General features: G+C 65.7%; 20 protein-coding genes and 1 pseudogene. 9 read left to right on the top strand and 12 right to left on the bottom strand.

Translation table 11 applies throughout. The annotated features are described in order from the left end of the window. Positions 1–57: 57 nt before the first annotated feature. The 7 genes from CRM90_RS24050 to infC are packed head-to-tail and all read right to left on the bottom strand — an operon-like array spanning position 58 to position 5,952. On the bottom strand, positions 58–1,059 hold the full coding sequence (locus CRM90_RS24050; protein WP_199190026.1) for an FAD binding domain-containing protein: 1,002 nt from the start codon (positions 1,057–1,059) through the stop codon (positions 58–60). Beyond that, positions 1,056–1,595: a (2Fe-2S)-binding protein gene (locus CRM90_RS24045; protein WP_102809440.1), complete on the bottom strand. Its 540-nt coding sequence runs from the start codon at positions 1,593–1,595 to the stop codon at positions 1,056–1,058. The genes CRM90_RS24050 and CRM90_RS24045 overlap by 4 nt, the downstream gene beginning before the upstream one ends. Continuing rightward, on the bottom strand, positions 1,595–3,874 hold the full coding sequence (locus CRM90_RS24040) for a xanthine dehydrogenase family protein molybdopterin-binding subunit (protein WP_233209485.1): 2,280 nt from the start codon (positions 3,872–3,874) through the stop codon (positions 1,595–1,597). The genes CRM90_RS24045 and CRM90_RS24040 overlap by 1 nt, the downstream gene beginning before the upstream one ends. Next, a complete protein-coding gene (locus tag CRM90_RS24035) occupies positions 3,871–4,686 on the bottom strand; it encodes a TrmH family RNA methyltransferase (RefSeq protein WP_102809465.1) in 816 nt (271 codons plus the stop codon). The genes CRM90_RS24040 and CRM90_RS24035 overlap by 4 nt, the downstream gene beginning before the upstream one ends. Before the next feature lies 1 nt (position 4,687). Then, on the bottom strand, positions 4,688–5,077 hold the full coding sequence (gene rplT / locus CRM90_RS24030) for a 50S ribosomal protein L20 (protein WP_011780528.1): 390 nt from the start codon (positions 5,075–5,077) through the stop codon (positions 4,688–4,690). A 48-nt stretch (positions 5,078–5,125) separates the two neighbouring features. Further along, a complete protein-coding gene (gene rpmI / locus CRM90_RS24025; RefSeq protein WP_036344784.1) occupies positions 5,126–5,320 on the bottom strand; it encodes a 50S ribosomal protein L35 in 195 nt (64 codons plus the stop codon). 29 nt (positions 5,321–5,349) lie between these two features. Next, complete coding sequence (gene infC, locus CRM90_RS24020) at positions 5,350–5,952, bottom strand: translation initiation factor IF-3 (RefSeq protein ID WP_102809438.1); 603 nt, start codon at positions 5,950–5,952, stop codon at positions 5,350–5,352. Positions 5,953–6,233: 281 nt separating this feature from the next. Here infC and CRM90_RS24015 point away from each other — a divergent pair, with 281 nt between their 5' ends. From CRM90_RS24015 to CRM90_RS23995, 5 genes are all read left to right on the top strand, one after another. After that, complete coding sequence (locus tag CRM90_RS24015) at positions 6,234–6,569, top strand: DUF1844 domain-containing protein (RefSeq protein ID WP_102809437.1); 336 nt, start codon at positions 6,234–6,236, stop codon at positions 6,567–6,569. A 47-nt stretch (positions 6,570–6,616) separates the two neighbouring features. Next, complete coding sequence (lysX, locus tag CRM90_RS24010; RefSeq protein WP_102809436.1) at positions 6,617–9,913, top strand: bifunctional lysylphosphatidylglycerol synthetase/lysine--tRNA ligase LysX; 3,297 nt, start codon at positions 6,617–6,619, stop codon at positions 9,911–9,913. A gap of 87 nt (positions 9,914–10,000) precedes the next feature. Next, positions 10,001–11,410, top strand: a complete 1,410-nt coding sequence (locus CRM90_RS24005; protein WP_102809464.1) for an alpha/beta hydrolase — start codon at positions 10,001–10,003, stop codon at positions 11,408–11,410. Between the two features lie 5 nt (positions 11,411–11,415). Then, positions 11,416–11,661, top strand: a complete 246-nt coding sequence (locus CRM90_RS24000; protein ID WP_102809463.1) for a hypothetical protein — start codon at positions 11,416–11,418, stop codon at positions 11,659–11,661. Next, entirely contained in the window at positions 11,655–12,389 is a 735-nt protein-coding gene (locus CRM90_RS23995) for an SDR family oxidoreductase (protein ID WP_102809462.1), read from the top strand. The genes CRM90_RS24000 and CRM90_RS23995 overlap by 7 nt, the downstream gene beginning before the upstream one ends. Here the strand turns inward: CRM90_RS23995 and uvrA are convergent. Then, positions 12,386–15,286 carry an excinuclease ABC subunit UvrA gene (gene uvrA, locus CRM90_RS23990; protein WP_102809435.1) on the bottom strand — a complete coding sequence of 967 codons (2,901 nt, stop codon included), beginning with the start codon at positions 15,284–15,286 and terminating at the stop codon, positions 12,386–12,388. The genes CRM90_RS23995 and uvrA overlap by 4 nt on opposite strands. An 83-nt stretch (positions 15,287–15,369) precedes the next feature. Here uvrA and CRM90_RS23985 point away from each other — a divergent pair, with 83 nt between their 5' ends. Beyond that, positions 15,370–16,047 carry an MBL fold metallo-hydrolase gene (locus CRM90_RS23985; protein ID WP_102809461.1) on the top strand — a complete coding sequence of 226 codons (678 nt, stop codon included), beginning with the start codon at positions 15,370–15,372 and terminating at the stop codon, positions 16,045–16,047. Between the two features lie 40 nt (positions 16,048–16,087). Here the strand turns inward: CRM90_RS23985 and CRM90_RS23980 are convergent, their stop codons facing one another. Further along, positions 16,088–17,203 carry an agmatinase family protein gene (locus tag CRM90_RS23980; protein WP_102809434.1) on the bottom strand — a complete coding sequence of 372 codons (1,116 nt, stop codon included), beginning with the start codon at positions 17,201–17,203 and terminating at the stop codon, positions 16,088–16,090. A 182-nt stretch (positions 17,204–17,385) separates the two neighbouring features. Between CRM90_RS23980 and CRM90_RS23975 the strand changes: the two are divergent. Both CRM90_RS23975 and CRM90_RS23970 read left to right on the top strand, forming a co-directional pair. After that, a pseudogene (locus CRM90_RS23975) lies at positions 17,386–17,571 on the top strand (MBL fold metallo-hydrolase); the annotation flags it as partial. A 95-nt stretch (positions 17,572–17,666) separates the two neighbouring features. Further along, a complete protein-coding gene (locus tag CRM90_RS23970) occupies positions 17,667–18,233 on the top strand; it encodes a hypothetical protein (protein WP_142391439.1) in 567 nt (188 codons plus the stop codon). Here the strand turns inward: CRM90_RS23970 and CRM90_RS23965 are convergent. From CRM90_RS23965 to CRM90_RS23955, 3 genes are read right to left on the bottom strand one after another with little or no spacing between them, the layout of a single operon-like run. Next, positions 18,230–18,724, bottom strand: a complete 495-nt coding sequence (locus CRM90_RS23965) for a hypothetical protein (protein ID WP_199190025.1) — start codon at positions 18,722–18,724, stop codon at positions 18,230–18,232. The genes CRM90_RS23970 and CRM90_RS23965 overlap by 4 nt on opposite strands. Next, positions 18,721–21,528, bottom strand: coding sequence for an MMPL/RND family transporter (locus CRM90_RS23960; protein ID WP_199190030.1), 2,808 nt, complete (start codon positions 21,526–21,528; stop codon positions 18,721–18,723). Before CRM90_RS23960 ends, CRM90_RS23965 begins: the two co-directional genes overlap by 4 nt. A 35-nt stretch (positions 21,529–21,563) precedes the next feature. Further along, positions 21,564–22,007, bottom strand: coding sequence for an MmpS family transport accessory protein (locus CRM90_RS23955; protein ID WP_102809431.1), 444 nt, complete (start codon positions 22,005–22,007; stop codon positions 21,564–21,566). A 166-nt stretch (positions 22,008–22,173) separates the two neighbouring features. On the opposite strand from CRM90_RS23955, the gene CRM90_RS23950 reads away from it, so the two are divergent. Next, the gene (locus CRM90_RS23950; RefSeq protein WP_102809430.1) at positions 22,174–22,620 is read left to right on the top strand and encodes a MarR family winged helix-turn-helix transcriptional regulator; all 447 of its coding nucleotides are present in this window, start codon (positions 22,174–22,176) and stop codon (positions 22,618–22,620) included. The last annotated feature ends 50 nt before the right edge of the window (positions 22,621–22,670 follow it).

The raw sequence follows: 22,670 nt of genomic DNA, 5'->3' as shown, positions 1-22,670 counted from the left end.
ACCGTGGCACAGCACACTGACACGGACTGGATTGTCGCTCGGAGGCGGGCACCAACCCTAGTGGGCCGGCCCCCCGCCCGCACCGAGTGCCCGGACCAGCGCTCGATGCACCGCGCTGCGCCCGAGCGCGACCTTGAACGCATTCTGGCTCAGCGGCCGGGCGCCTGCCATCGCCTGCTCGCCGGCCCTGCGCAGCGCCGCATCCTCGGGCCGCAGGCCGACCAACGCCGCTTCGGCCGCGGGCACCCGCCACGGCCGCGGGGCGACCCCACCCAACGCGATCGCTGCGGATGCGATCACCCCGTCGACCAGCTCGACTCCTACCGCCGCCGACACCAGCGCAAAGGCGTAGCTGTGTCGATCACGCAGCTTGAGGTACCAGGAGTGCGCCGCAAATGCGGACGGTGGCAGCTCGAGAGCGGTGATGAGTTCCGCTGTCCGCAAACAATTTTCGCGATCCGGGGTATCTTCGGGCAGCGTGAAGAAGTCCGCGATCGGGATACTGCGGGCGCCGTCTGGGCCCTGCACATGGACGACGGCGTCGAGGATCGCCAGCGCCACGGCCATGTCGGAGGGATTGGTCGCCACGCACTGCTCGCTGCCCCCGAACAGCGCGTGTTCGCGGTTGAACCCCTCGAGTGCGGAGCATCCCGATCCGGCCACCCGTTTGTTGCAGCGGTCGAATTCGGTTTGCATGAAGTAGGGGCAGCGGGTCCGTTGCAGCAGGTTGCCACCCACGGTCGCCATGTTGCGCAACTGCGTGGTGGCGCCGCTGAGAATCGCGTGCGACAACACCGGGTACTGGCGCCGAATCAACGGATGGTTGGCCAACGCGCTGTTCGTGACCCCGGAACCGATGCGCACACCGCCGGCGTCGGTACTCACCACCGAGGTCAACCCGAGGCGTCGAACGTCGACGAGCGCCGATGGCTGCAGCACACCGTTTTTCATCAGGTCGACCAGGTTCGTGCCACCGGCGAGGTACGCGCCGCCGGTCTCGACGACGGAACGGATCGCGTCGTCGACCGACACCGCATGCCGGAAGTCGAAGGTTTTCACTGCGACGTCACCTTCGCGGCTGCTGCGACGGCATCGACGATGTTCGAGTAGGCGCCGCATCGGCAGATGTTGCCCGCCATCCGCTCCCGGATCTCGTGCTCGGTCAGCTCCGGGTGACCCGCGAGCGCGGCGTCGCGGTCACCGTCGAACGATGCCGCGGACAGATCGCCGCGGGCGTGCTCACGCAGCATGGCATGCGCCGACGAGATCTGGCCCGGAGTGCAATAGCCGCACTGAAACCCGTCGTGGTCGAGGAAGGCCTCTTGCACCGGATCGAGTGCATCGCCGCTCCCGATCCCTTCGATCGTCGTCACCGCCGACCCGTCCACCGACACGGCCAGCGCCAGGCAGCTGACGATCCGCTCGCCGTCGACGGCCACCGTACAGGCGCCGCACAAGCCGTGGTCGCACCCCTTCTTGGTGCCGGTCATCCCAAACCGCTCACGCAGCAGGTCCAACAGTGTGGTCCGGACGTCGACGGTGATCTCGTGCAGCGTCCCGTTGATGCGAAGGGCGATCCCGTGTTCGGATACCATCAGCTCCCCTGACTCGCGACGTCGTGAATCATCAACTGTTCCACTGTGATCGGCAGGTCGCGGATCCTGCGGCCGGTGGCGTGGAAGGTCGCGTTGGCCACCGCGGCGGCGACGCCGCAGGCGCCGATCTCACCGATCCCACGGACGCCGATCGGGTCCAGGCCGAGGTCGGGCTCGTCGATGAACGTGATGTCGAAGTCAGGCCGGTCGGCGTGCGTCGGGACGTAGTACTCACCGATGAGTTGCGAGGTCCTGGAGTCGTACGGCACCTGTTCCAGCAGCGCCATCCCGACGCCGAACGTGATGCCGCCCATCACCTGATTGCGGGCCAGTGCGGGGTTGAGGACGCGGCCGCAGTCCATCACCGCAACCCAGCGGGTCACCGTCGCCCGTCCGATGTCCTCGTCGACCTCGACTTCGCAGAAGTGCGCGCCGAACGACTGCGAGACGCTGTCGCGCTGCTGACCGCCGTCGACCGAGGCGGTGAAACTCAGCTCGTCCAGGTAATGCTGTCCACCGTTCGCGATCACGTCGGCGACCGCCATCCGGTGGCCCGCAGAGACCACATCGCCGTCGACCAACCGGATGTCGCCTGCCCGGTGGAACGGTGTGCTCTCATCGGCAGCCAGCAATGCGCGCAACCGATCTCCCCATCGGGTGGCCGCGGCATGGACGGCCGACCCGACCGTGGCCGTGGTCTGCGACGCTCCGCTGTACGGGGCATCCGGAAACACCGAGTCGCCGGAATCGAATGTGACGGACGACAACGACAGACCCGTGGCGTCGGCGGCGACCTGACACATCACGGTGCGCACCCCGGTGCCGATCTCGTGGGTGGCCGAAGCGAACCGCACCGAACCGTCAGCGGCCGTGGTCACGCTGCACGAGGCCGGCATCCGACGACCTGGATACGTCGCGGTGGCCATGCCCCAGCCGAGTTGAATTCCGTTGTCGGACAACGATCGCGGTTGCAGAGGGCGTTTATCCCAGCCGAACCGCCGCGCCCCGAGGTCGTAACAGTCCAGGAGATGCTTACCCGACCATGGTTTGCCGCTGGCCTGGTCGGCATCGGCGTGGTTGCGGATGCGGAGTTCCAACGGGTCCATACCGAGGTCGACGGCGAGTTCGTCCATCGCGGATTCCAGCGCGAAAAGTCCGGGCGCCTCCCCCGGTCCGCGCATGAAACATGGTGTGGGAGCGTTGATTCGAGCGGTCCGGTGGGAGACCACCAGTCGCGGTGTCTGGTAGAGGATGCGGCTGGACAGCCCGGCAGGCTCGCAGAAGTGGGCCACCGTGGACGTCTCGGTGACCGTGTGATGCTCGACGCTGCGAAGCGCGCCGTCTTCGCTTGCGACCAGACGGATCTGCTGGCGGGTCCGAGGCCGATGCCCGGTCGAGGAGAACATCTGGTCGCGGGTGAGGACGAGTTTGACCGGACGCCCGATCTCCCGCGCGGCGACCGCGCACAACACCACATGCATCCACAGAAAGCTTTTCGACCCGAACGCGCCGCCGACCAGGGGTGCGATCACCCGGACGTGAGGTTCCGGGATGCCCAGGTAGGCGGCCAGCGCCGCACGTTCACCCGTGATCCACCGAGTCGTGTCATGCACGGTGAGCTGATCGCCGTCCCACGCCGCAATGGTGGCCGAGAGTTCGATCGGATAGTGCGCATTGAGCGGTGTCGTGTAACTGACATCGACGCGTGCCGCGCCGGTCGGTTCGTCACCGGGTCCGCGATGGTCTTGCAGTTTTTCCTCGGCCAGCTTCACGAAGTGATCCGGAAGGTAACTGCCGTAACGGATCTGGCCGTCCTTCTCATCCGGCGCCGGGGTGGCGCCGAGCACCTCGTCGATGGCCAACGCAGCCGGTTGCACCTCGTAACGCAGGTTGAACAACGATGCCGCATGGGTGGCGTTTTCCGGCGAATCGGCCACCACCACGGCCATGTGCTGGCCGACGTGCTGGACCGTCAGATCCGACAGCGGCGGCCGGCGCTCCATCGGCAGGTCGAACGTGACGTCATCCGGCAGTCGATGCAGCACGGGACAGTTCAACGGAGTCACCACATGCAGCACGCCCGGTGCCGCGGCCGCGCGTGCTGCGCTCTCCCGCAGCGATTCGACGGTCACGGCGCCATGGGCGATCCGGGACTGCACCACCGTGGCATAGGCCACCCCCTTCACGACGGTGTCGGCCGTGTAGCGGGCACGCCCGGTCACCTTGTCCCGACCCTCGATCCGGGTGACTGGTAATCCGATGTGCCGAGCCGAACTCATTCCGCCATTGTGCATGAGCTGTCGCCGGCGCGCTGGACACGCGCGCTCTGATACAGGCAAATAGCCGCAGCGGCAGCAACATTCAGGCTTTCAGCGCCGCCGGTCATCGGGATCGTCACCCGCCGGTCGGCCAGCGCGGCAACCTCAGCCGACAGGCCTTGCGCTTCTGGCCCGAACACCCAGGCGGTCGGCGCGGCCAGGACCGGATCGGCGTCGTCCAGGCTCGTCTCGCCGTCCAGCGTCGTCGCCAGCACCTGCAGGCCCGCGTCGCGCAGCCGGGCGAAAACGTCCTCGACATCGTCGGCGACCACCACCGGTACCGCGAAGATGCTGCCCGCCGAGGACCGCAAGACCTTGCCGTTGTAGGGATCCACGCTGTGCCCGGTGAACACCACCGCCGCGGCTCCCATCGCGTCGGCCAACCGGATCAGGGTTCCGGCGTTACCCGGCTCCGACAGTTCGACCGCCACCACCACCAACGGCGGCTGGTCAGCCAGCACCGCATCTATATCGCCGTCGGGCGTCGTACACACCGCGACCAGCCCCGAGGGCGTCACCGTCTCCGAGAGCGCTTTGGCCGCGCGCTCGGTCACCCGGTGGACAGTCAACCCGGTGAGCAACTGGGCATGGCGCTGCACGGCGGCATCGGTGGCGAACACCTCGATCACCAGTCCACGCCGGCCCGCAGCCTCGACCAGGTTGGGCCCCTCGGCCAAAAAGCGCCCAGCACGACGACGCCCGGTGTGGCGCTGCAGTTTTACTGCAGCCGCCACCCGGGCGGATCGTTCAGTGAGTGCCTCTGACTCCGAAATGTCAGGCGGCTTCACCGGAGGGAGCGTTGACGTCCTCCGGCAGCGCAGCCTTGGCGACCTCGACCAGCGCGGTGAACGCAGCGGGATCACTGACGGCGATCTCGGCGAGGTTCTTGCGGTCGACCTCGACACCGGCGGCCTTCAGGCCCTGGATCAACCGGTTGTAGGTGATGTCATTGGCGCGGGCAGCCGCGTTGATGCGGGAGATCCACAGCTTGCGGAACTCACCCTTGCGGGCGCGACGGTCCCGGTAGGCGTAGGTCAGCGAATGCAGCTGCTGCTCTTTGGCTTTGCGGTAGAGCCGCGAGCGCTGGCCGCGGTAGCCCTTCGACGCCTTGAGTACTGTGCGCCGCTTCTTCTGGGCATTGAGTGCGCGCTTCACGCGTGCCATTGGGGTGTTCCTATTCTCGTTCGGTCAGAAAGTTGAGGGTTACGGCGCTTAGCCGTTCAGCATCGCGTTGACGCGCTTGGCGTCGTTCGCCGCCACGACAGTGCGACCGTCCAGGCGACGGGTGCGCTTGGTGGCCTTGTGCTCGAGCAGGTGGCGACGGTTCGCCTTCTGCCGCACGATCTTCCCGGTGCCGGTCTTGCGGAAGCGCTTCGATGCTCCGCTATGAGTCTTGGCCTTGGGCATTGGTCCTCAGTTCTACGTAGTCTCGGGGCCTAATTGGTGGTGTCTTGGTCGGTGGGTTGCGCCTCGGCCGGGCGCCCCGCGGGGGCGTCGGCGTCGTGCGCCGCCTTGGCGCGAGTCTTCGCGCCGCGGTGGGGTGCCAGCACCATCGTCATGTTGCGGCCGTCCTGCTTGGCGGAGGTCTCGATGAAGCCGTAATCGGCGACATCGGCACCCAGCCGCTGCAGGAGTCGGAACCCCAGTTCCGGTCGCGACTGCTCGCGGCCGCGGAACATGATCGTGACCTTGACCTTGGACCCGGCTTCGAGGAAGCGGATCACGTGACCCTTTTTGGTCTCGTAGTCGTGCGGGTCGATCTTGGGCCGGAGCTTCTGCTCCTTGACGACGGTCTGCTGCTGGTTCTTGCGGGACTCGCGCGCCTTCTGGGCTGTCTCGTACTTGAACTTGCCGTAGTCCATGATCTTGCAAACCGGCGGCTTGGCGTCGGGGGCTACTTCGACGAGGTCAAGATCGGCATCCGCGGCGACGCGAAGAGCGTCTTCGATGCGCACGATGCCTACCTGCTCCCCGCCGGGTCCGATCAGTCGGACTTCAGGTACGCGGATGCGCTCGTTGACACGGGTCTCAGTGCTGATGGGGCCTCCCTGGTTCGGTTTCCTTTTCGGACCACCGCGATGTCACAAGGAAACAGCCGGGAGAAACCACGCCATCAGCGAGAAGGCCCTGCATAAAGCAGGGCCCGATGCCGACCGATCGCGGCTGACGCCGCCTGCGAAACCGCAGAACGGATACCATTGCGGTATCCGCGACCGGAACCGTTGTACCTGCGGAAACATCCGTGGCCGACGGTGGGAGCGGGACTCCACTTGCTGTCCTGGCGTACGCCGGGACGGTCGTGCATGCCAGTCTAGCAGGCATGACGGATCCAACTAGCATCCGCGAGCTGGGCGACATCCCGGCCGTGGAAGTGATCACCCGTGCCGCCGTGATGCTGATGAGCGCGGCGGCGGAGAAAATCGGGCTCTCCTCCCCTGATCCCGACACCAGCGAACACCGCGACCTCGACGAGGCCCGCCGGCTGATCACCGCGCTGGCCGGCTTGGTGACCGCCTCCGCGGAGTATCTCGGCCCGCACGCCGGCCCGGTGCGCGATGGACTCAAGAGTCTGCAGCTGGCGTTCCGGGAAGCCAGCGTTGCCCCGGATGAACCTGGCCACGGTCCGGGCGAGAAATACACCGGGCCTGTCTGGTAGCACACCACAGACAATCCGAATGTCGAAGTAATATCCTCGGCGGCACTATGACCGTCACCACGAGTCGGCCAACTTCACGGTTCCGCTGGGTGCCCGCGGCGGCCGGCTGGATCATCGGCGTGATCGCAACGCTGTCGCTGCTGTCGAGCGTCTCGACGATCTTGCGGCATGTTATAGCGATACCGCGGGAGTTCATCAACAGCTATCTGTTCAACTTTCCCGACACCAGCTTCGCGTGGGCTTTCGTCCTGATACTGCTGGCCGCCGCGCTCGCGGCGCGCAAACGCATCGCCTGGTGGATTCTCGTGTTCTACATGCTGGCCGCGTCGGTGTGGAACATCACCGATCTGCTGACCGGCGACGAGACCGCGGCCGTGGACGCCGGCGAGGTCATCGGCCTGGTGTTCCACGTCGCCGCGGCGATCGCACTGGTGCTGGCCTACAAGGAATTCTGGGCGCGCGTCCGCCGTGGGGCTCTCGTCAAGGCCGCCGCGGCGCTGGTGGCCGGCTTGGCCGTCGGCACCGCGATCGGCTGGGCCGTTCTCGAATTCTTCCCCGGCACCCTGGCCCGCGAAGACCGATTCCTGTACGCACTCAACCGCGTCAGCGCGTTCGCCGGTGCCGGCTCCGAATCCTTCACCGGCCATCCGCACACCTTCGTCAACGCACTGCTCGGCCTGTTCGGCGCCATGGCGCTGATGGTGGCCGCGATCGTGCTGTTCCAATCCCAGCGCGCCGAGAACGCGCTGACCGGAGAGGACGAGTCCGCCATCCGCGGACTGCTGCAGGTGTACGGCAAGAACGACTCCCTCGGCTATTTCGCCACCCGTCGGGACAAGTCCGTGGTGTTCGCCGCCACCGGGCGCGCCGCGATCACCTACCGCGTCGAGGTCGGGGTCTGCCTGGCCAGCGGGGACCCGATCGGCGACCCGCGCGCCTGGCCGCAGGCCATCGCCGCATGGCTGTCGCTATGCCAGGAGTACGGCTGGGCACCCGGGGTGATGGGCGCGAGTTCCACAGGCGCCCAAGCTTTCCGCGAAGCCGGGCTCAACGCGCTCCAACTCGGTGACGAGGCGATCCTCTACCCCGACCAGTTCCATCTGTCCGGGTCCGACATGCGCGCGGTGCGCCAGGCCGTCACCCGTGCCCGCCGCGCAGGCCTGACGGTGCGGTTCCGGCGGCATCGCGACTTCTCTCCGGAGGAGATGGCCGCCGTGATCAGCCGGGCCGACGGCTGGCGCGACACCGAAACCGAACGCGGCTTCTCGATGGCGCTCGGCCGGCTCGGTGACCGCGCCGACGGCGACTGCCTGTTGGTCGAGGCCGTACAGGGTGAAAAAGACGTGGTCGCCATGCTCTCTCTGGTGCCGTGGGGTAACAACGGGCTGTCGCTGGATCTGATGCGCCGCTCGCCGCAGTCCCCCAACGGAACCATCGAGCTCATGGTCACCGAACTGCTGCAGAACGCCGAAGAGCTTGGCGTCAGCCGCGTTTCGCTGAACTTCGCGATGTTCCGCGCCGCGTTCGAGCATGGCGCCCAGCTGGGCGCCGGCCCGGTGGCTCGGCTGTGGCGCGCCGTGCTGGTGTTCTTCTCGAGGTGGTGGCAGCTGGAGACGCTGTACCGCTCCAACATGAAGTACCAACCGCAGTGGGTACCCCGCTACGCCTGCTACGAGGACGCGCGGCTGGTACCGCGGGTCGGCGTCGCGTCGGTCATCGCCGAAGGCTTCCTGGTGCTGCCGTTCTCCCGGCGCACCAAGCAGCACACCGGCCACTATTCGGCAGTCCCCGAGGACCTGGCCGCGTCGGGACGGCTGCACGCCGACGGCACGGCGCCCGATGCGGTCGACGAACCCGCCCACGACCCCGAGACCCGGCATCGCAACCGCCTCCCGGACCAGGTCCGCGTTCGGATGGCGAAACTGGAAGCGTTGCAGCGCAACGGAATCGACGCATACCCGGTGGGTAGCCCGCCGACCCATACCGTCGCCCAGGCACTTGCCGCCGCCGACGACGTCACCCTCAGCGTCGCGGGACGAATCCTGCGTGCCCGCGACTACGGCGGCGTGGTGTTCGCCCAGCTGCGCGACTGGTCCGGCGACGTACAACTGCTGTTGGACAAGGCGACGCTCGACGGCGGCGCCGACGACTTCGCCGCCGTCGACCTCGGTGATCTCGTCGAGGTGACCGGGCACATGGGCTACAGCAAGAACGGCACCCGATCGGTGCTGGTCCAGCAGTGGCGCATGCTCGGAAAGTGCCTGCGCCCCTTGCCCGACAAGTGGAAAGGCCTGCAGGATCCCGAAGCCCGGGTCCGGGCGCGCTACGTCGACCTCGCCATCAACGCCGAAGCCCGCGACCTCATCCGGGCACGCAGCAACGTCCTGCACTCGATCCGGGACACCTTGTTCAACAAGGGTTTTCTCGAAGTCGAGACACCGATCCTGCAGCAGATCCACGGCGGAGCCAACGCCCGGCCGTTCAAAACCCACATCAACGCCTACGACCTCGACCTTTATCTGCGCATCGCCCCTGAGCTGTATCTCAAGCGGTTGTGCGTCGGTGGCGTCGAGCGGGTCTTCGAGTTGGGCCGGGCGTTCCGCAACGAGGGCGTCGACTTCAGCCACAACCCGGAGTTCACCCTGCTCGAGGCCTACCAGGCGCACGCCGACTACCGGGTGTGGATCGACGGCTGCCGCGAACTGATCCAGAACGCCGCGATCGCCGCCAACGGCTCCGCGGTGGTGATGCGGCCCAGCCAGGACTCCCCCGACGTGCTCGAGCCGATCGACATCTCCGGCACGTGGACGGTCAAGACCGTGCACGACGCCGTCTCCGAAGCCCTCGGCGAACAGATCGACGCCCACACCGATCTGGAGGTTCTGCGCCGGTTGTGCCATGCGGCGCGGATTCCGTATCTGACCCACTGGGACTGCGGGGCGGTGGTGCTCGAGCTCTACGAGCGGCTGGTGGAGGAACACACCGAGGCACCGACGTTCTACACCGACTTCCCGACCTCGGTGTCGCCGCTGACCCGCCCGCATCGCAGCAAGCCAGGGGTCGCCGAGCGGTGGGACCTGGTGGCGTGGGGCGTCGAACTGGGCACCGCCTACAGCGAGCTGACCGATCCGGTCGAACAGCGACGCCGGCTGCAGGAGCAGTCCCTGCTGGCCGCCGGCGGCGACGCCGAGGCGATGGAACTCGACGAGGACTTCCTGCAGGCAATGGAATACGCCATGCCACCGACCGGCGGCCTCGGCGTCGGTGTCGACCGCGTGGTCATGCTGATCACCGGCCGCAGCATCCGCGAGACCCTCCCGTTCCCGCTGGCCAAACCCAGGTAGCCCGCCGAAGGAACTTCACAGCCACCAGCCAGGAAGTGTCGTCACCATGAGAACGTGACCGCGACTGATCACCAACACATTTCGTTGATGCACGGATGGTTGCCTCTCACGGTGCAGATCGTGGCCGGCCTGGTCCTGGTGTTCGCTGTGGGCTGGCGCACCCGGCGCTGGCGGCTGCTGTGGCTGCCGCTGGCCGCCATCGTCGGTATCGCCGTCGCGTGGTTCGCCCAATGGAGCATCGCCGATGACGGCCTGGCAGGCGACCCCGCCCCGCAGCAGCTGTGGGTGTGGATCGCCGCCACGGGCTTGGCCGCGGTGGTCGCGGTCGTAGGCTGGCGCGGCACCCGCTGGTGGCGTCGGGGCATGTCGGTGCTGGCGATACCGCTGTGCGGGCTTGCTACGGCATTGATGCTCAACCTGTGGGTCGGCTATCTCCCTACCGTGGAGACTGCCTGGAATCAGGTCAGCGCGGGCCCATTGCCCGATCAGACCGACCGCGCCACGGTGACCGCGATGGTGCAACAACACGCCATCCCCGCCAAGGGAAGTGTCGTGAAGGTGACGATCCCTTCGGACGCCTCGCATTTCGCGCATCGCGACGAGCTCGTCTATCTGCCACCGGCGTACTACGCCACCAACCCACCGCCGAAGCTGCCGACGGTGATGATGATCGGCGGTGAGTTCAACACCCCCGCTGACTGGCTACGGGCAGGCAATGCGATCAAGACGATCGACGACTTCGCGGCCGCTCATCACGGTAACGCCCCGGTGTTCGTGTTCGTCGACTCCGGCGGGGCATTCAACAACGACACCGAATGCGTCAATGGCCCGCGCGGCAATGCTGCCGACCACCTGACCAAAGACGTTGTCCCGTTCATGCTTTCCAACTTCGGTGTCAGCGCCGACCGCGCGAACTGGGGCCTGGTCGGCTGGTCGATGGGCGGGACCTGCGCGGTCGACCTCACCACCATGCATCCGGACATGTTCAGCACCTTCGAGGACATCGCAGGCGATCTGACCCCCAACTCCGGCACCAGGACCCAGACGATCTCCCGGCTGTTCGGGGGTGACGCCGCCGCCTACGCGAACTTCGACCCCGCCACCGTCATCACCAGACATGGCTCCTATCAGGGTGTCTCGGGGTGGTTTGCGATCTCGGGCGCACCGTCCGCGCAGCGAACGAGCCCCAGCACCGTCGAGATAGGCGCGAGCGGCCTCGGTGGCCGCGACAGCAACCCCAATCCCAACGACCAGACCGGCGCGGCGAAGACCCTGTGCGGATTGGGCGCCGCCAACGGCATCAACTGCTCGGTGGTGGCTCAGCCCGGCAAGCACGATTGGCCGTTCGCCGCACGCGCCTTCGCCGACGCGCTGCCCTGGCTGGCCGGGCAGATCGGGACGCCCGGTATCCCGACGGTCGCCCTGCCGGGCCCGCCGGTGCCGCCACCGGGGCCGGTCACGATCGCTGCCGCCGGGAGGCCGCCGGGAGTACGGTGATCGTCATGCCCGACGAATCCGTTGCCGAACCACCGCTGGACACCGGCTACAACGCGTCCGGGGTGCCCACCTTCGAATCGGTGCAGGAGAAGATCGAGACGCGGTATGGAACTGCGCTCGGCTCAGCGGAATTGGACGCCGAGACACCGGAGTGCCGCACCGTCGAGGAGCAGTACGACGCCCGTCAGCGGGCGGCGGCCGAGCGGCTGAAAGAGATCCGCGCGTCGATGCACAGGCCGGACCAATCCTGACCGGCAAGATCGTCGCGATCACCGGCGCCAGCAGCGGGATCGGTGCGGCGACGGCGCGGCTACTGGCGCAGCAGGGAGCGTCCGTTGTGCTCGGCGCGCGCCGCGAGGACCGGCTGCGCGGCCTGGCCGACGAGATCCGCGAATCCGGCGGGACGGCGCTGACCGTACCGACCGATGTGACCCGACAGGTCGATGCCGACCGGTTGGTGGCAGCGGCGGTGCAGGAGTTCGGTCGGCTCGACGTGTTCGTCGGCAACGCCGGCATCAGCAGGATCGGGCCGACAGCCGATCTCGATGTCGACGGCTGGTCGGAGATGATCGACGTGAACCTACGTGGGGTCCTGAACGGGATCGCGGCCGCATTGCCGGTGTTCCGGCGGCAGGGCCACGGCGATTTCGTCACGGTCGTGTCGACCGCCGGGCTGAAGATCCTGCCGGGTATGGGCGTGTACGCAGCAACCAAAAACGCCGTGCGCACCCTGCTGGAGGCGTTGCGTCAGGAATCCACCGACGGGGTCATCCGCACCACCTCGATCTCTCCGGGATATGTCAACACCGAACTGGACTCCTCGATCGAGGATCCCGAGGCGCGGCGACAGGCCCGTGCGGCGATGGAGAGTTTCGGCCTGCCGCCCGAGGCGGTCGCCCGGGCGATCGCGTTCGCGATCGACCAGCCGCGTGATGTCGAAATCGGTGACATCACGATCCGCCCGACAGTCCAGGGCTAGCTGACCTTGCGCCGCCGGGTTGTCCGCTTGGGTGCCGGCGCCGCAGGCAACACGTCGGCGAGGAACTTTCCGGTGTAGCTGTTCGGCACCGCCGCCACTTCTTCCGGAGTGCCCTGCGCGACGACGGTGCCGCCACCGGAGCCGCCCTCGGGCCCCATATCGATGATCCAGTCCGAGGTCTTGATGACATCCAGGTTGTGTTCGATGACGATCACCGAATTACCTTTGTCGACAAGGCCGTTGATGACTTTGAGCAGCTTGCGGATGTCCTCGAAGTGCAGGCCGGTGGTCGGCTCGTCCAAGATGTAGACGGTGCGGCCGGTCGAGCGTTTCTGCAGTTCGGCGGCGAGCTTGACGCGCTGCGCCTCGCCGCCGGACAAGGTCGGCGCCGGCTGACCCAACCGGACATAGCCCAGCCCCACGTCGACCAGTGTGCGCAGGTAGCGGTGGATGCTGCTGATCGGTTCGAAGAACTCCGCGGCGTCCTCGATGGACATGTCGAGCACCTCGGAGATGGTCTTGCCCTTGTAGTGCACCTCGAGCGTCTCGCGGTTGTAGCGGGCGCCGTGGCACACCTCGCACGGGACGTAGACATCGGGCAGGAAGTTCATCTCGATCTTGATGGTGCCGTCGCCCGAACAGGCTTCGCAGCGGCCACCTTTGACGTTGAACGAGAACCGGCCCGGCTGATAGCCGCGAACTTTCGCCTCGGTGGTGGCCGCGAACAGAGTGCGGATCTTGTCGAACACGCCGGTGTAGGTGGCCGGATTGGAGCGCGGTGTGCGCCCGATCGGCGACTGGTCGACCCGGACCAGCTTGTCGAGGTGTTCCAGACCGTTGATCCGGGTGTGACGGCCCGGGACCTGGCGGGCCCCGTTGAGCTTGTTGGCCAGCACCGTGGCCAGGATGTCGTTGACCAGGGTCGACTTTCCGGAGCCGGACACTCCCGTCACCGACGTGAGCACCCCGAGCGGGAACGCGACGTCGATTTCGTGCAGGTTGTGCTCCCGCGCACCGATGACGGTGACCTGTTTGCGGCGATCCACCGGGCGCCGGATGGCCGGCACGTCGATGCTCAGCTTGCCCGACAGGTAGGCGCCCGTGATCGAGTCAGGGTTACGCAGCAGGTCGGCATACGGACCGCTGTGCACCACCTGGCCGCCGTGCTCGCCGGCCGCAGGCCCGATGTCGACCACCCAGTCGGAGTGCGCGATGGTGTCTTCGTCGTGTTCGACGACGATGAGGGTGTTGCCCAGATCCCGTAGCCGCGTGAGGGTTTCGATGAGACGACGGTTGTCGCGCTGATGCAGCCCGATCGACGGTTCGTCGAGCACGTAGAGCACACCGACCAGGCCCGATCCGATCTGGGTGGCCAGCCGGATGCGCTGCGCCTCACCGCCGGACAGTGTGCCCGCCGCGCGGGACAACGACAGATAATCCAGCCCGACGTCGAGCAGGAAGCCCAGCCGCGACTGCACCTCCTTGAGCACCTGGCCTGCGATGGCCGACTCGCGGGCGCCCAGGGTGAGCGCGTTGAGGAACTCCGAGCAATCGGAGATGGACAGCTCGGACACTTCGGCGATCGACTTCGCGCCGTACTCCCCCGCCGCCAGCGTGACCGCGAGAATCTCCGGCTTGAGCCGGGTGCCCTGGCACTCCGGGCACGGCACGTCGCGCATGAATCCGTCGTAGCGCTCCTTCATCTGCTCGGATTCGGTCTGCTCCATCCGCCGGTGCAGAAACGCCATCACACCTTCGAACTCGGCGTAATAGGACCGGGTCCGTCCGTACCGGTTCTTGTAGCGGACGTGGACCTGCTCGTCGCAGCCTTCCAGAATTGCCTTGCGCGCCTTGGCCGGAAGCTTGCGCCAGGGGGTGTTGACGTCGAACCCCATCGACTCACCCAGACCCGCCATCATCCGGGTGAAGTACTCGGCGGTGTGACCCATCGCCCACGGCGCCACCGCACCCTCGGCGAGGGTGAGGTCCGGGTCGGGAACCACCAGCTCGGGGTCGACTTCCTTGCGGATGCCCAGGCCGCTGCATTCCGGGCAGGCGCCGTAGGGCGAGTTGAACGAGAACGACCGCGGCTCCAGGTCGTCCACGGCCAGCGGATGTCCGTTGGGGCAGGCCAGCTTCTCGGAGAACCGCTGCTCGCGGTGTGGGTGGTCGTCTTCGCGGTCGACGAACTCCAGCACGACGATGCCGTCGGCCAGGTTCAACGCCGTCTCAACCGAGTCGGTGAGGCGCTGCTTGGCGCTGGTCTTGACCGTCAGGCGGTCGATGACCACCTCGATGTCGTGCTTTTCCTGCTTCTTCAGCTTCGGCGGTTCGGTCAGCGAATGCACGACGCCGTCCACCCGGACCCGGCTGTAGCCCTGGCTGTTGAGCTTGTCGAAGAGGTCTACGAATTCACCCTTGCGGGTGCGCACCACCGGCGCCAGCACCTGGAACCGCAGACCTTCGTCCATGGCGAGAACCTGGTCGACGATCTGCTGCGGGGTCTGCCGTGCGATGCGCTCCCCGCATACCGGGCAGTGCGGGGTGCCGGCGCGGGCGTAGAGCAGGCGCAGGTAGTCATAAACCTCGGTGATGGTGCCGACCGTGGACCGCGGGTTGCGGTTGGTGGACTTCTGGTCGATCGACACCGCCGGGGAGAGCCCCTCGATGAAGTCGACGTCCGGCTTGTCCATCTGACCGAGGAACTGGCGCGCGTAGGCCGACAGCGACTCGACGTAGCGGCGCTGCCCCTCGGCGAAAATGGTGTCAAACGCCAACGAGGACTTGCCCGATCCGGACAGCCCCGTGAAGACGATCAGACTGTCGCGGGGCAGGTCCAGGTCGATGCCGCGCAGGTTGTGCTCACGCGCGCCTTTGACGATCAGCCGGTCAGCCACCGGCCCCCCTTCCTGCGGGTTTGTTGGCGAGAGGACGCCGCTCCCCATGCTATGTCGACCCACCGACAAGTAACGTGGCGACCATGACAGTCGTCGCCGACACCTACACCGGACACGTCGAACCGCAGACCGCAGCTCGCAGGACGGTGCCCGGCGCCACCATCGTGAAAATGTCCGTGGGCCCGATGGACAACAACACCTACGTGGTGACCTGTTCCCACTCCGGGGAAAGTTTATTGATCGACGCCGCCAACGATGCGGAGCTGCTGGTCGACCTGGTACGCGAGCACGCACCGAAGCTGGCCCTCATCGTGACCAGCCACCAGCACTTCGATCACTGGCGGGCGCTCGAAGCGCTGGCCGAGGCCACCGGCGTTCCGACCGCCGCCCACCCGCTCGACGCCGAGCCGCTGCCGGTGACGCCGCAGCGCTACCTGGCCGACGGTGACACGATCACCGTCGGCGACCTGGTCTTCGACGTCATCCACCTGCGCGGGCACACCCCCGGCTCGGTCGCGTTGGCGCTGCGCCCGGCCGGCGAACGGAGCGCCACCCACCTGTTCACCGGCGACTGCCTGTTCCCGGGGGGTCCTGGACGGACAACACGCCCAGAAGAGTTCGACTCACTCATGGGAGATCTCGAAACCAAGGTGTTCGCCCCGTACGGCGACGACACGATCGTCTATCCCGGGCACGGCGACGACACGAACCTCGGCACCGAGCGCCCGCACGTCGCCGAATGGCGTGAGCGCGGCTGGTAGCAGCAGACTACGTTCGCACGATCCTGGCCTGAAGGGCGCGCTACTCGCTGATTGGCTGGACCGAGGCCCTTCCTGCGACATCCGGGTGGATGTAGTTCGGGCCGGGTACACCTTCACGGCGCATCGCGAAGCCGCTGATGCACTCAAAGATCGCCCGGCGAGCGTTCATCGTGGTGGTGTACCCGGGATCAAGATGGGGAGCCACCTCCACCACTTCCATTCCGACGACCGGAGTTTCGTGACAGATCCGCCGCAGGGCAGGCAGTAACTCGCGGTTCGTCAAACCCGGCGGTTCTGGCGTGCCGGTGCCTGGGGCGAAGGCCGGATCGAGGACGTCGATGTCCAGCGACAAAAACAGGTACTCCGGTCCATCCAGCGCTTCGGCGATGGCGTCGTCCAGTACCGCGTTGAATCCACGCTCGTCAATCTCAGCCATATAGTGCGTCCGCAATCCGTTGTCGCGCATCCATTCGAACAGCTCATCGTCGGGCGCAACGGCACTACGTAGGCCGATCTGGATGAAGTTCCGCGCTGGAATGTGTTCGTCCTCGATCAATCGGCGAACCGGAGTCCCGTGCGACACCAGGTGACCGAGCGTGGTGTGGCCACAGTCCGGGTGGGCGTCGAAGTGGATCACCCCCACCTTGCCGGCTCCGTACACGTCGGCGATCGCCGCGGCATCCGGCCAGAGAATCGAGTGATCCCCGCCGAGCACGACCGGGATGGCACCCACCTCGGCGATCTCGCGGACCAGCTTCCGGATCGGCTCCATCGATCGTTCGATGCTCATCCCGTCAACCGCGGCATCGCCGTAGTCCACCACCGTCAACGTCTCGAACGGCTTCGTCCGGGTCGAGGCATTGATCAACATCTCCGGCATGTTCGGCAGAAGTCTCTCGTCCGCCCGTAGCGCTCGGGGCCCATACGCGGCGCCCCGGTGTCCAAGCGACATGTCCACAGGCGCACCGACGATGGCCACGTCGACCTTGCCCGCACGCAGGTCTTCCTGGTTGAGACACAACGGAACCCCGAGAAAGGTCGCGATACCCGCAAACGCTGGCGTGTACTGGTAGCGCCGCAGATTAATCGGCCCAGGCTCCCGGTGCGGATCACCCGACCGATCGATCGGCACATCGAAATCACCGAAAACGTCCATGCCTGACCTCACCTCTCACGCCGCCGGGATGCGGGTCGAACTCTAATGTCGCGGTCGTCAAATTGTTGAGAATCAAATTCTTCAGGTGGCGCGGCTTGGCCCACCGAGCCCAGCGCACTCAGCTCTGCGCTCTGGCCCGTAGACAGCTCTCACAATTCACATTCATGCTTTAGACCCCTTCGGTATTCCCGGGGGGCGTCGGCAAGACGTGGGAGCCCGGCGCGTTCGAGCAATTACTCGGTGACGTGGACAGCAAGGTGTTCGGGCGGTACGGCGACGACACGGTGGTCTACCCCGGACACGGTGACGACACCACGCTGGGCGCCGAGCGCCCACACCTGGCCGAGTGGCGTGAGCGCGGATGGTGATCGGTCCCGTCCCTCGGTGCGCAGCTGCCGACGAACGCGCGTGCAGATTGTCGATTCCGGGAACGCGGTCTACAACGGCGACTAAGAACATCTGAATGACGCCTGCTGTGGCGATAAGGGTGGCGACCCGGCACGACATTCCCGCAATGATGGCGCTGGAAGCCAAGTACTACATCGGCAACCTCGATCCGTCCGAGCGCGCCAAGGGCTTCATCTCCAATCTCCAATCGAAGGATTGGTTCACCTGGGCGGTGGATTCCGCCGGAATACACGTCGCGGTCACCGATGACGACAGTGTCGTCGGATTCATCGGCGTAACCGATCCGCCCAGCCGCTCACAGGTAGGGTCGTCGCCGATCCTCCAGGCGGTGCTTGATCTCGCCGAGTCACTGACATTCAACGGCACACCAATTGCGCAGCAGCGCTTCGCGCTGCGCGGACCGGTCTGCCTAGACGAGTCCGTCCGAGGCCGCGGCGTCTATTCGGCATTCAATGCGGCCACCCGGGCGGCCTATCGAGACCGCTTCGACCTGGGAGTGCTCTTTGTCGCCGCGGACAACCCCCGGTCGCTGCACACCACTACTACGAAACTCGGAGCCACCTCCCTGGCCGTGTTCGAGGTCGACTCCCGGCAGTACAACTTCCTGGCGTTCAGTTTCTAACGCGCCCCGGCGGGCGAGGACTCTGCTTCAGCGTTCGACTCTACGATCGTGGCACGCGACAGTCGCTTCTTGAGCCGCGCGCTCTTGCGCATCTGGATGATCAGGTTGGTGGCGGTGAACATGGGGATCACCCCGAGGAACGTCCGCTCCGACGGGGTGTGGCCGTGCAGGTACTCCAGGCTGCCGAATACATAGAACAGGCCCATCGTCATGAACGACAGTGGCACCGTGTACGCCAACGGCGAGCGGCGGACGTCGATGATCCGCTCGGCCAGATTCCACTCGTCGCGCGACATGGGTTCGTTCTTGCGCACACTGCGCAGCGCCTTCTGATAGCCGTTGAGCTCGTCGCCGAGCGGCAAGGTCTTCAGCCGCAGCAGGCGTCGGGTGTAGACGAACGCGCAACTGGCAAAGATCAATTCGAATCCCAGGGCGACGAACATCAACAGGCCCCACAGCCCGAGTCCCGCGGTGTGTGTACTGAGACTCATCGAGTCACCGCCAGAAATCGCGCCGGCGACGGGCGCGCGCGAACCAGCGTCGGCCACCAGAACCACGGACCGAGAACGCGGATCAGCGCCGGCACGATGAACGACCGCACGATCAATGTGTCCAGCAGCAAGCCTATACACACCGTAGTGCCCACCTGCGCAATGGTTTTCAGGTCGCTGGCGAGCATCGCCAGCATGGTGAACGCGAACACCAGACCGGCTGATGTCACCACGCCGCCGGTACTGCCAAGCGCCCGGATCAGCGCGGTGTGCAAGCCGGTGGTCTGATATCCGATCCCGATTTCCTCCTTGACCCTGGCGATCAGCAACAGGTTGTAGTCAGATCCGACCGCGACCAGGATGACGAAGGTGATCGGCAGCACCAGCCAGTGCAGATGCAGGCCGATGAGGTGCTGCCACACCAGCGTTGACAGACCGAACGCTCCGGCGAACGAGAATGCCACGGTGCCGGGTATCACCATCGCGGCGATCAGACTGCGGGTGAGCACCAGCATGATCAGGAAGATCAGTACGAACGCTGCGATGGCCACGATCTTCAGATCCGACGCGGCGTACTCCTTGATGTCCTTGTTGTTCGACGCCGCGCCGCCGATGTAGATCTTCGCTCCGGCCAGCGACGTCTCCTTCAGCGCCGCCTTCACCGCGTCCGGGAACGCGTTGACGTTGTCGATACCCTCGGGCGCCATCGCGTTGCCCTCGTGGGTGATGACAAACCGTGCGGCCTTGCCGTCCGGCGACATCATCAGTTGCATACCAGTTTTCACGTCTTCGTTGTCGAACGCTTCTCGAGGCATGTAGAAGTAGTCGTCGCTGCGCGACTTGTCGAAGTCGTTGCCGACATTGATCTGATCCTCGAAGGTCTGATCAGTCTGGGCTGATTGCAGATGCGCCGGACCGTAACTGTTGACAATGACCGCCTGCAACGCCCGCGTCTCATCGCGCGTGACCTTCAACTGGGCGACCATCTGAGGCATGAGGGCATCGACAGCCTGAAAGTCGGTGACGGCGTTGTGGATCTGCGCGTCCAGGGCGTCGATACCGTCGAGCCCGTCGAACAACGACCGGAACGAGTAGCAGATCGGGATGTCGTAACAGTGAGGCTCCCAATAGAAATAACTCTTCAGCGGTCTGATGAAATCGTCGAGATTCGAGATGTCCTGGTTGATCTCATCGGTGACCTGCTGCAGGTTCTCGAACGTGAGCACCGTGGTGTGCAGATCATCGGCCAACTTCTGGGTCAGGTCGATGGTCTTACCCAGCGTCGCCACGGTGTCCGCCTGGATCTGCGCCTGTTGATCGGTGTTGTTGTTGGCTTGTTCGTTGAACGGCAGTTGTTGACCGGCGGCACCACCCTGCACCGTGAACAGGTACGGGATATTCGCATGGTCCAGTGGCCGGCCCAGCGGTCTGGTGATGCTCTGCACCATGGCGACGCCGGGTAGCCGAATCAACTCCTTGGCCACCCGATCCAGCGAGATGAAGTCCGCCGAATTGCGCATGTCGTGATCGGACTCGATCATCATCATCTCGGTGAACAGCTTGCTGGGCGGGAAGTGCCGATCCGATGCCGTGAAGCCCTGGTTGGCTGCGCCGCTCGCCGGCTGGTACGCGCGGTCGTCGTAGCTCACCCGGTAGCTCGGCACGAAAATCGCCCCGAGCGCCACCACCGCGGTGCTGGCCACCAGTATCGGCACCGGCCAGCGCACCACGCTGGCACCGATTCGCCGGTACAACCGTCCCCGCCTGGACTGCCTGGGATCAAAGAGTCCGAACAAGGATCCCAGCGTAAGCAGAGCCGGCGCGAGTGTCAGCGCCGCGGCGATCGTGAACAGCATGCTGATGGCGACGGCCGGGCCCATGGTGTGGAAGTAGTCAAGACGCGCGAACGTCAGACAGAAACACGAACCCGCGATCGTCAGCCCCGATCCGATGATGATCGGGGCGACGCCACGATAGGCGGTGTAGTAGGCCTCTTCCCGGCTTTCCCCCAGCTGCCTGGCCTCGTGGTAGCGCCCCAGCAGGAAGATGCCGTAATCGGTTCCTGCACCAAGGGTCAGGGAGACAACGATGTTCACCGCGAATGATGACATCGGGATGATGCCCCAATGACCGAGGGTGGAAACGACGCCCTTGGCGATGAGGATCTCGAACAGCACGCTGTACATCGGGACGGCCACGTTGGTCAGCGAGCGGTAAACCAGCAGCAGCATCACGAAGATCAGAATGATCGTGACAATGGTGATGTTGTTCAGGCTCGAGTTCGCGATGGACAGGGTGTCCGACGCCATGGGCGCCGAACCGCTGACATAGACCTTCAAACCTGTTGGCGGACTGTCGTTGTCGACAATGTCGCGGACAGCTTGCACCGATTCGTTGGCTTGTATCTGGCCGACGTTGCCGGCCAGCCGCAGCAACACATACGTGGCCTTGCCGTCGATGCTCTGCGCGCCGGCCGCGGTGATCGGCTTGCCCCACAGATCCATCACATACTGCACGTGCCGGGTGTCGTGTTTCAGTCGCTGGACGAGGCCGTCGTAGTACTGGTGATCCTGGTCGTCGAGAGGATGGTCGGCTTCCAGTACGACCATGGTCAGGCTGGTGGAGTTGGACTCGTGAAATTTGTCGCCGATGTGTAGCAGAGCCACTTGAGATGGCGCGTAGGTGGGGATCTCGGGCCCCGCGAGTTCGGTGGCGACGTCTTCGACCTTCGGCACGAACGTATTGGTCGTGATGGCGAGCAGTGCCCAGAAGACGATGATGGGAATTGCGAACAGCCGCACCATCCTGGGGAAGAACGGGCGCTTCGCCTGATGGGCACTCACGCGGACTTCACTCTGCAGGTGACGTCCGCGTCTTCACGGTCGGCCGACTGCTGATCGCGCACAACGTCATTCACCAGCATCCGGCAGGCAATGTGCGAACCGTGCACGTGAGCCGAGATGCTGCCCGACACCACTGTGAGTGTGGTGGTCTCGGTGTGCGTCCACGGCAGTTCGGTGAGATCGACTTCGTGCGGATGCCCGTCGATGTCGATGTAGTCCAGCATCCCGCTACTGCCGAGATCACCGGACAACTCGTAGGTCAGCCGCTTGGGCGTGAACTCCTCGGGGGCTTGCGGTGGGCTGACCGCCAGGATCGGTCCCGGCGCCGACGACTCGCGCACCTTCCACATGCACAACGCGCCGACGGCGAGCGCGATGACAACCACCAGAGGTAGCCAGGTCCTGGCCAAGACCGCCCGACCGTTACGACGTTGCCCCACATTTGCATCCTATGCAGAATGCAGTTGGGGAACGCAAGTCCTACCCGCATATTCCACCTTTGGGGTTGCTGTGAAGCACACTACTTGGCTATTTAGTCGAGGGCGCGACAACGCCCGGCCGCGCCAATTTATTCCCAGCACATCACTTAAGTGATATAACTGGGCTATGGAATCAGCGGCCGGCGACGGCGTCGAGTCGGTTTCCGAGATGATTGCGCTGGCGACGGACACCCTGTGGCGGTATCTGATCAACCGCGACGATCTCAGTGCCAGCGCGGCGTTGGTGCTCAATCGACTGTCCCACGAGGGTCCGATGCGGGTGACGGCACTGGCCGCGGCCGAGGGAGCCAGTCAGTCAGGGATGACTCAGTTGGTCCAACGCTTGGAGCGGCAAGGGCTTCTCGAGCGGTCGAGCGATCCAGAGGACGGCCGTGCCTCGCGCGTCATGCTCAGCGAGAAGGGCAAGCAGAACTGGGATGCCCGCGCCGAGATCCGCAAGCAGCGCATCGCCGACTGGATGACGAGGGTGCCCGAGGACGACCGGGTGGCACTGTGGTTGGCCGCGAAAGTCGTTGTCCGCGTACTGGGCGACATGCGTGAGGCCGGACCCTAGGGGCAGGTCGGGCCCTAGGGCCTCGAAGGGCTTGCCGACCTGCCCACTGC

Origin of the sequence: Mycobacterium sp. ENV421, from assembly GCF_002887815.1 — a bacterium.
Taxonomy (GTDB): domain Bacteria; phylum Actinomycetota; class Actinomycetes; order Mycobacteriales; family Mycobacteriaceae; genus Mycobacterium.
This window is presented reverse-complemented; position numbering and strand designations above follow the sequence as displayed.

Coding starts and splice junctions, on each gene's coding strand:
- CRM90_RS24045 (WP_102809440.1), bottom strand. CDS start 1,595: ATGGTATCCGAACACGGGATCGCCCTTCGCATCAACGGGACGCTGCAC.
- CRM90_RS24040 (WP_233209485.1), bottom strand. CDS start 3,874: ATGAGTTCGGCTCGGCACATCGGATTACCAGTCACCCGGATCGAGGGT.
- rplT (WP_011780528.1), bottom strand. CDS start 5,077: ATGGCACGCGTGAAGCGCGCACTCAATGCCCAGAAGAAGCGGCGCACA.
- rpmI (WP_036344784.1), bottom strand. CDS start 5,320: ATGCCCAAGGCCAAGACTCATAGCGGAGCATCGAAGCGCTTCCGCAAG.
- CRM90_RS24015 (WP_102809437.1), top strand. CDS start 6,234: ATGACGGATCCAACTAGCATCCGCGAGCTGGGCGACATCCCGGCCGTG.
- lysX (WP_102809436.1), top strand. CDS start 6,617: ATGACCGTCACCACGAGTCGGCCAACTTCACGGTTCCGCTGGGTGCCC.
- CRM90_RS24005 (WP_102809464.1), top strand. CDS start 10,001: ATGCACGGATGGTTGCCTCTCACGGTGCAGATCGTGGCCGGCCTGGTC.
- CRM90_RS24000 (WP_102809463.1), top strand. CDS start 11,416: ATGCCCGACGAATCCGTTGCCGAACCACCGCTGGACACCGGCTACAAC.
- CRM90_RS23985 (WP_102809461.1), top strand. CDS start 15,370: ATGACAGTCGTCGCCGACACCTACACCGGACACGTCGAACCGCAGACC.
- CRM90_RS23980 (WP_102809434.1), bottom strand. CDS start 17,203: ATGGACGTTTTCGGTGATTTCGATGTGCCGATCGATCGGTCGGGTGAT.
- CRM90_RS23970 (WP_142391439.1), top strand. CDS start 17,667: ATGACGCCTGCTGTGGCGATAAGGGTGGCGACCCGGCACGACATTCCC.
- CRM90_RS23965 (WP_199190025.1), bottom strand. CDS start 18,724: ATGAGTCTCAGTACACACACCGCGGGACTCGGGCTGTGGGGCCTGTTG.
- CRM90_RS23960 (WP_199190030.1), bottom strand. CDS start 21,528: ATGGTGCGGCTGTTCGCAATTCCCATCATCGTCTTCTGGGCACTGCTC.
- CRM90_RS23950 (WP_102809430.1), top strand. CDS start 22,174: ATGGAATCAGCGGCCGGCGACGGCGTCGAGTCGGTTTCCGAGATGATT.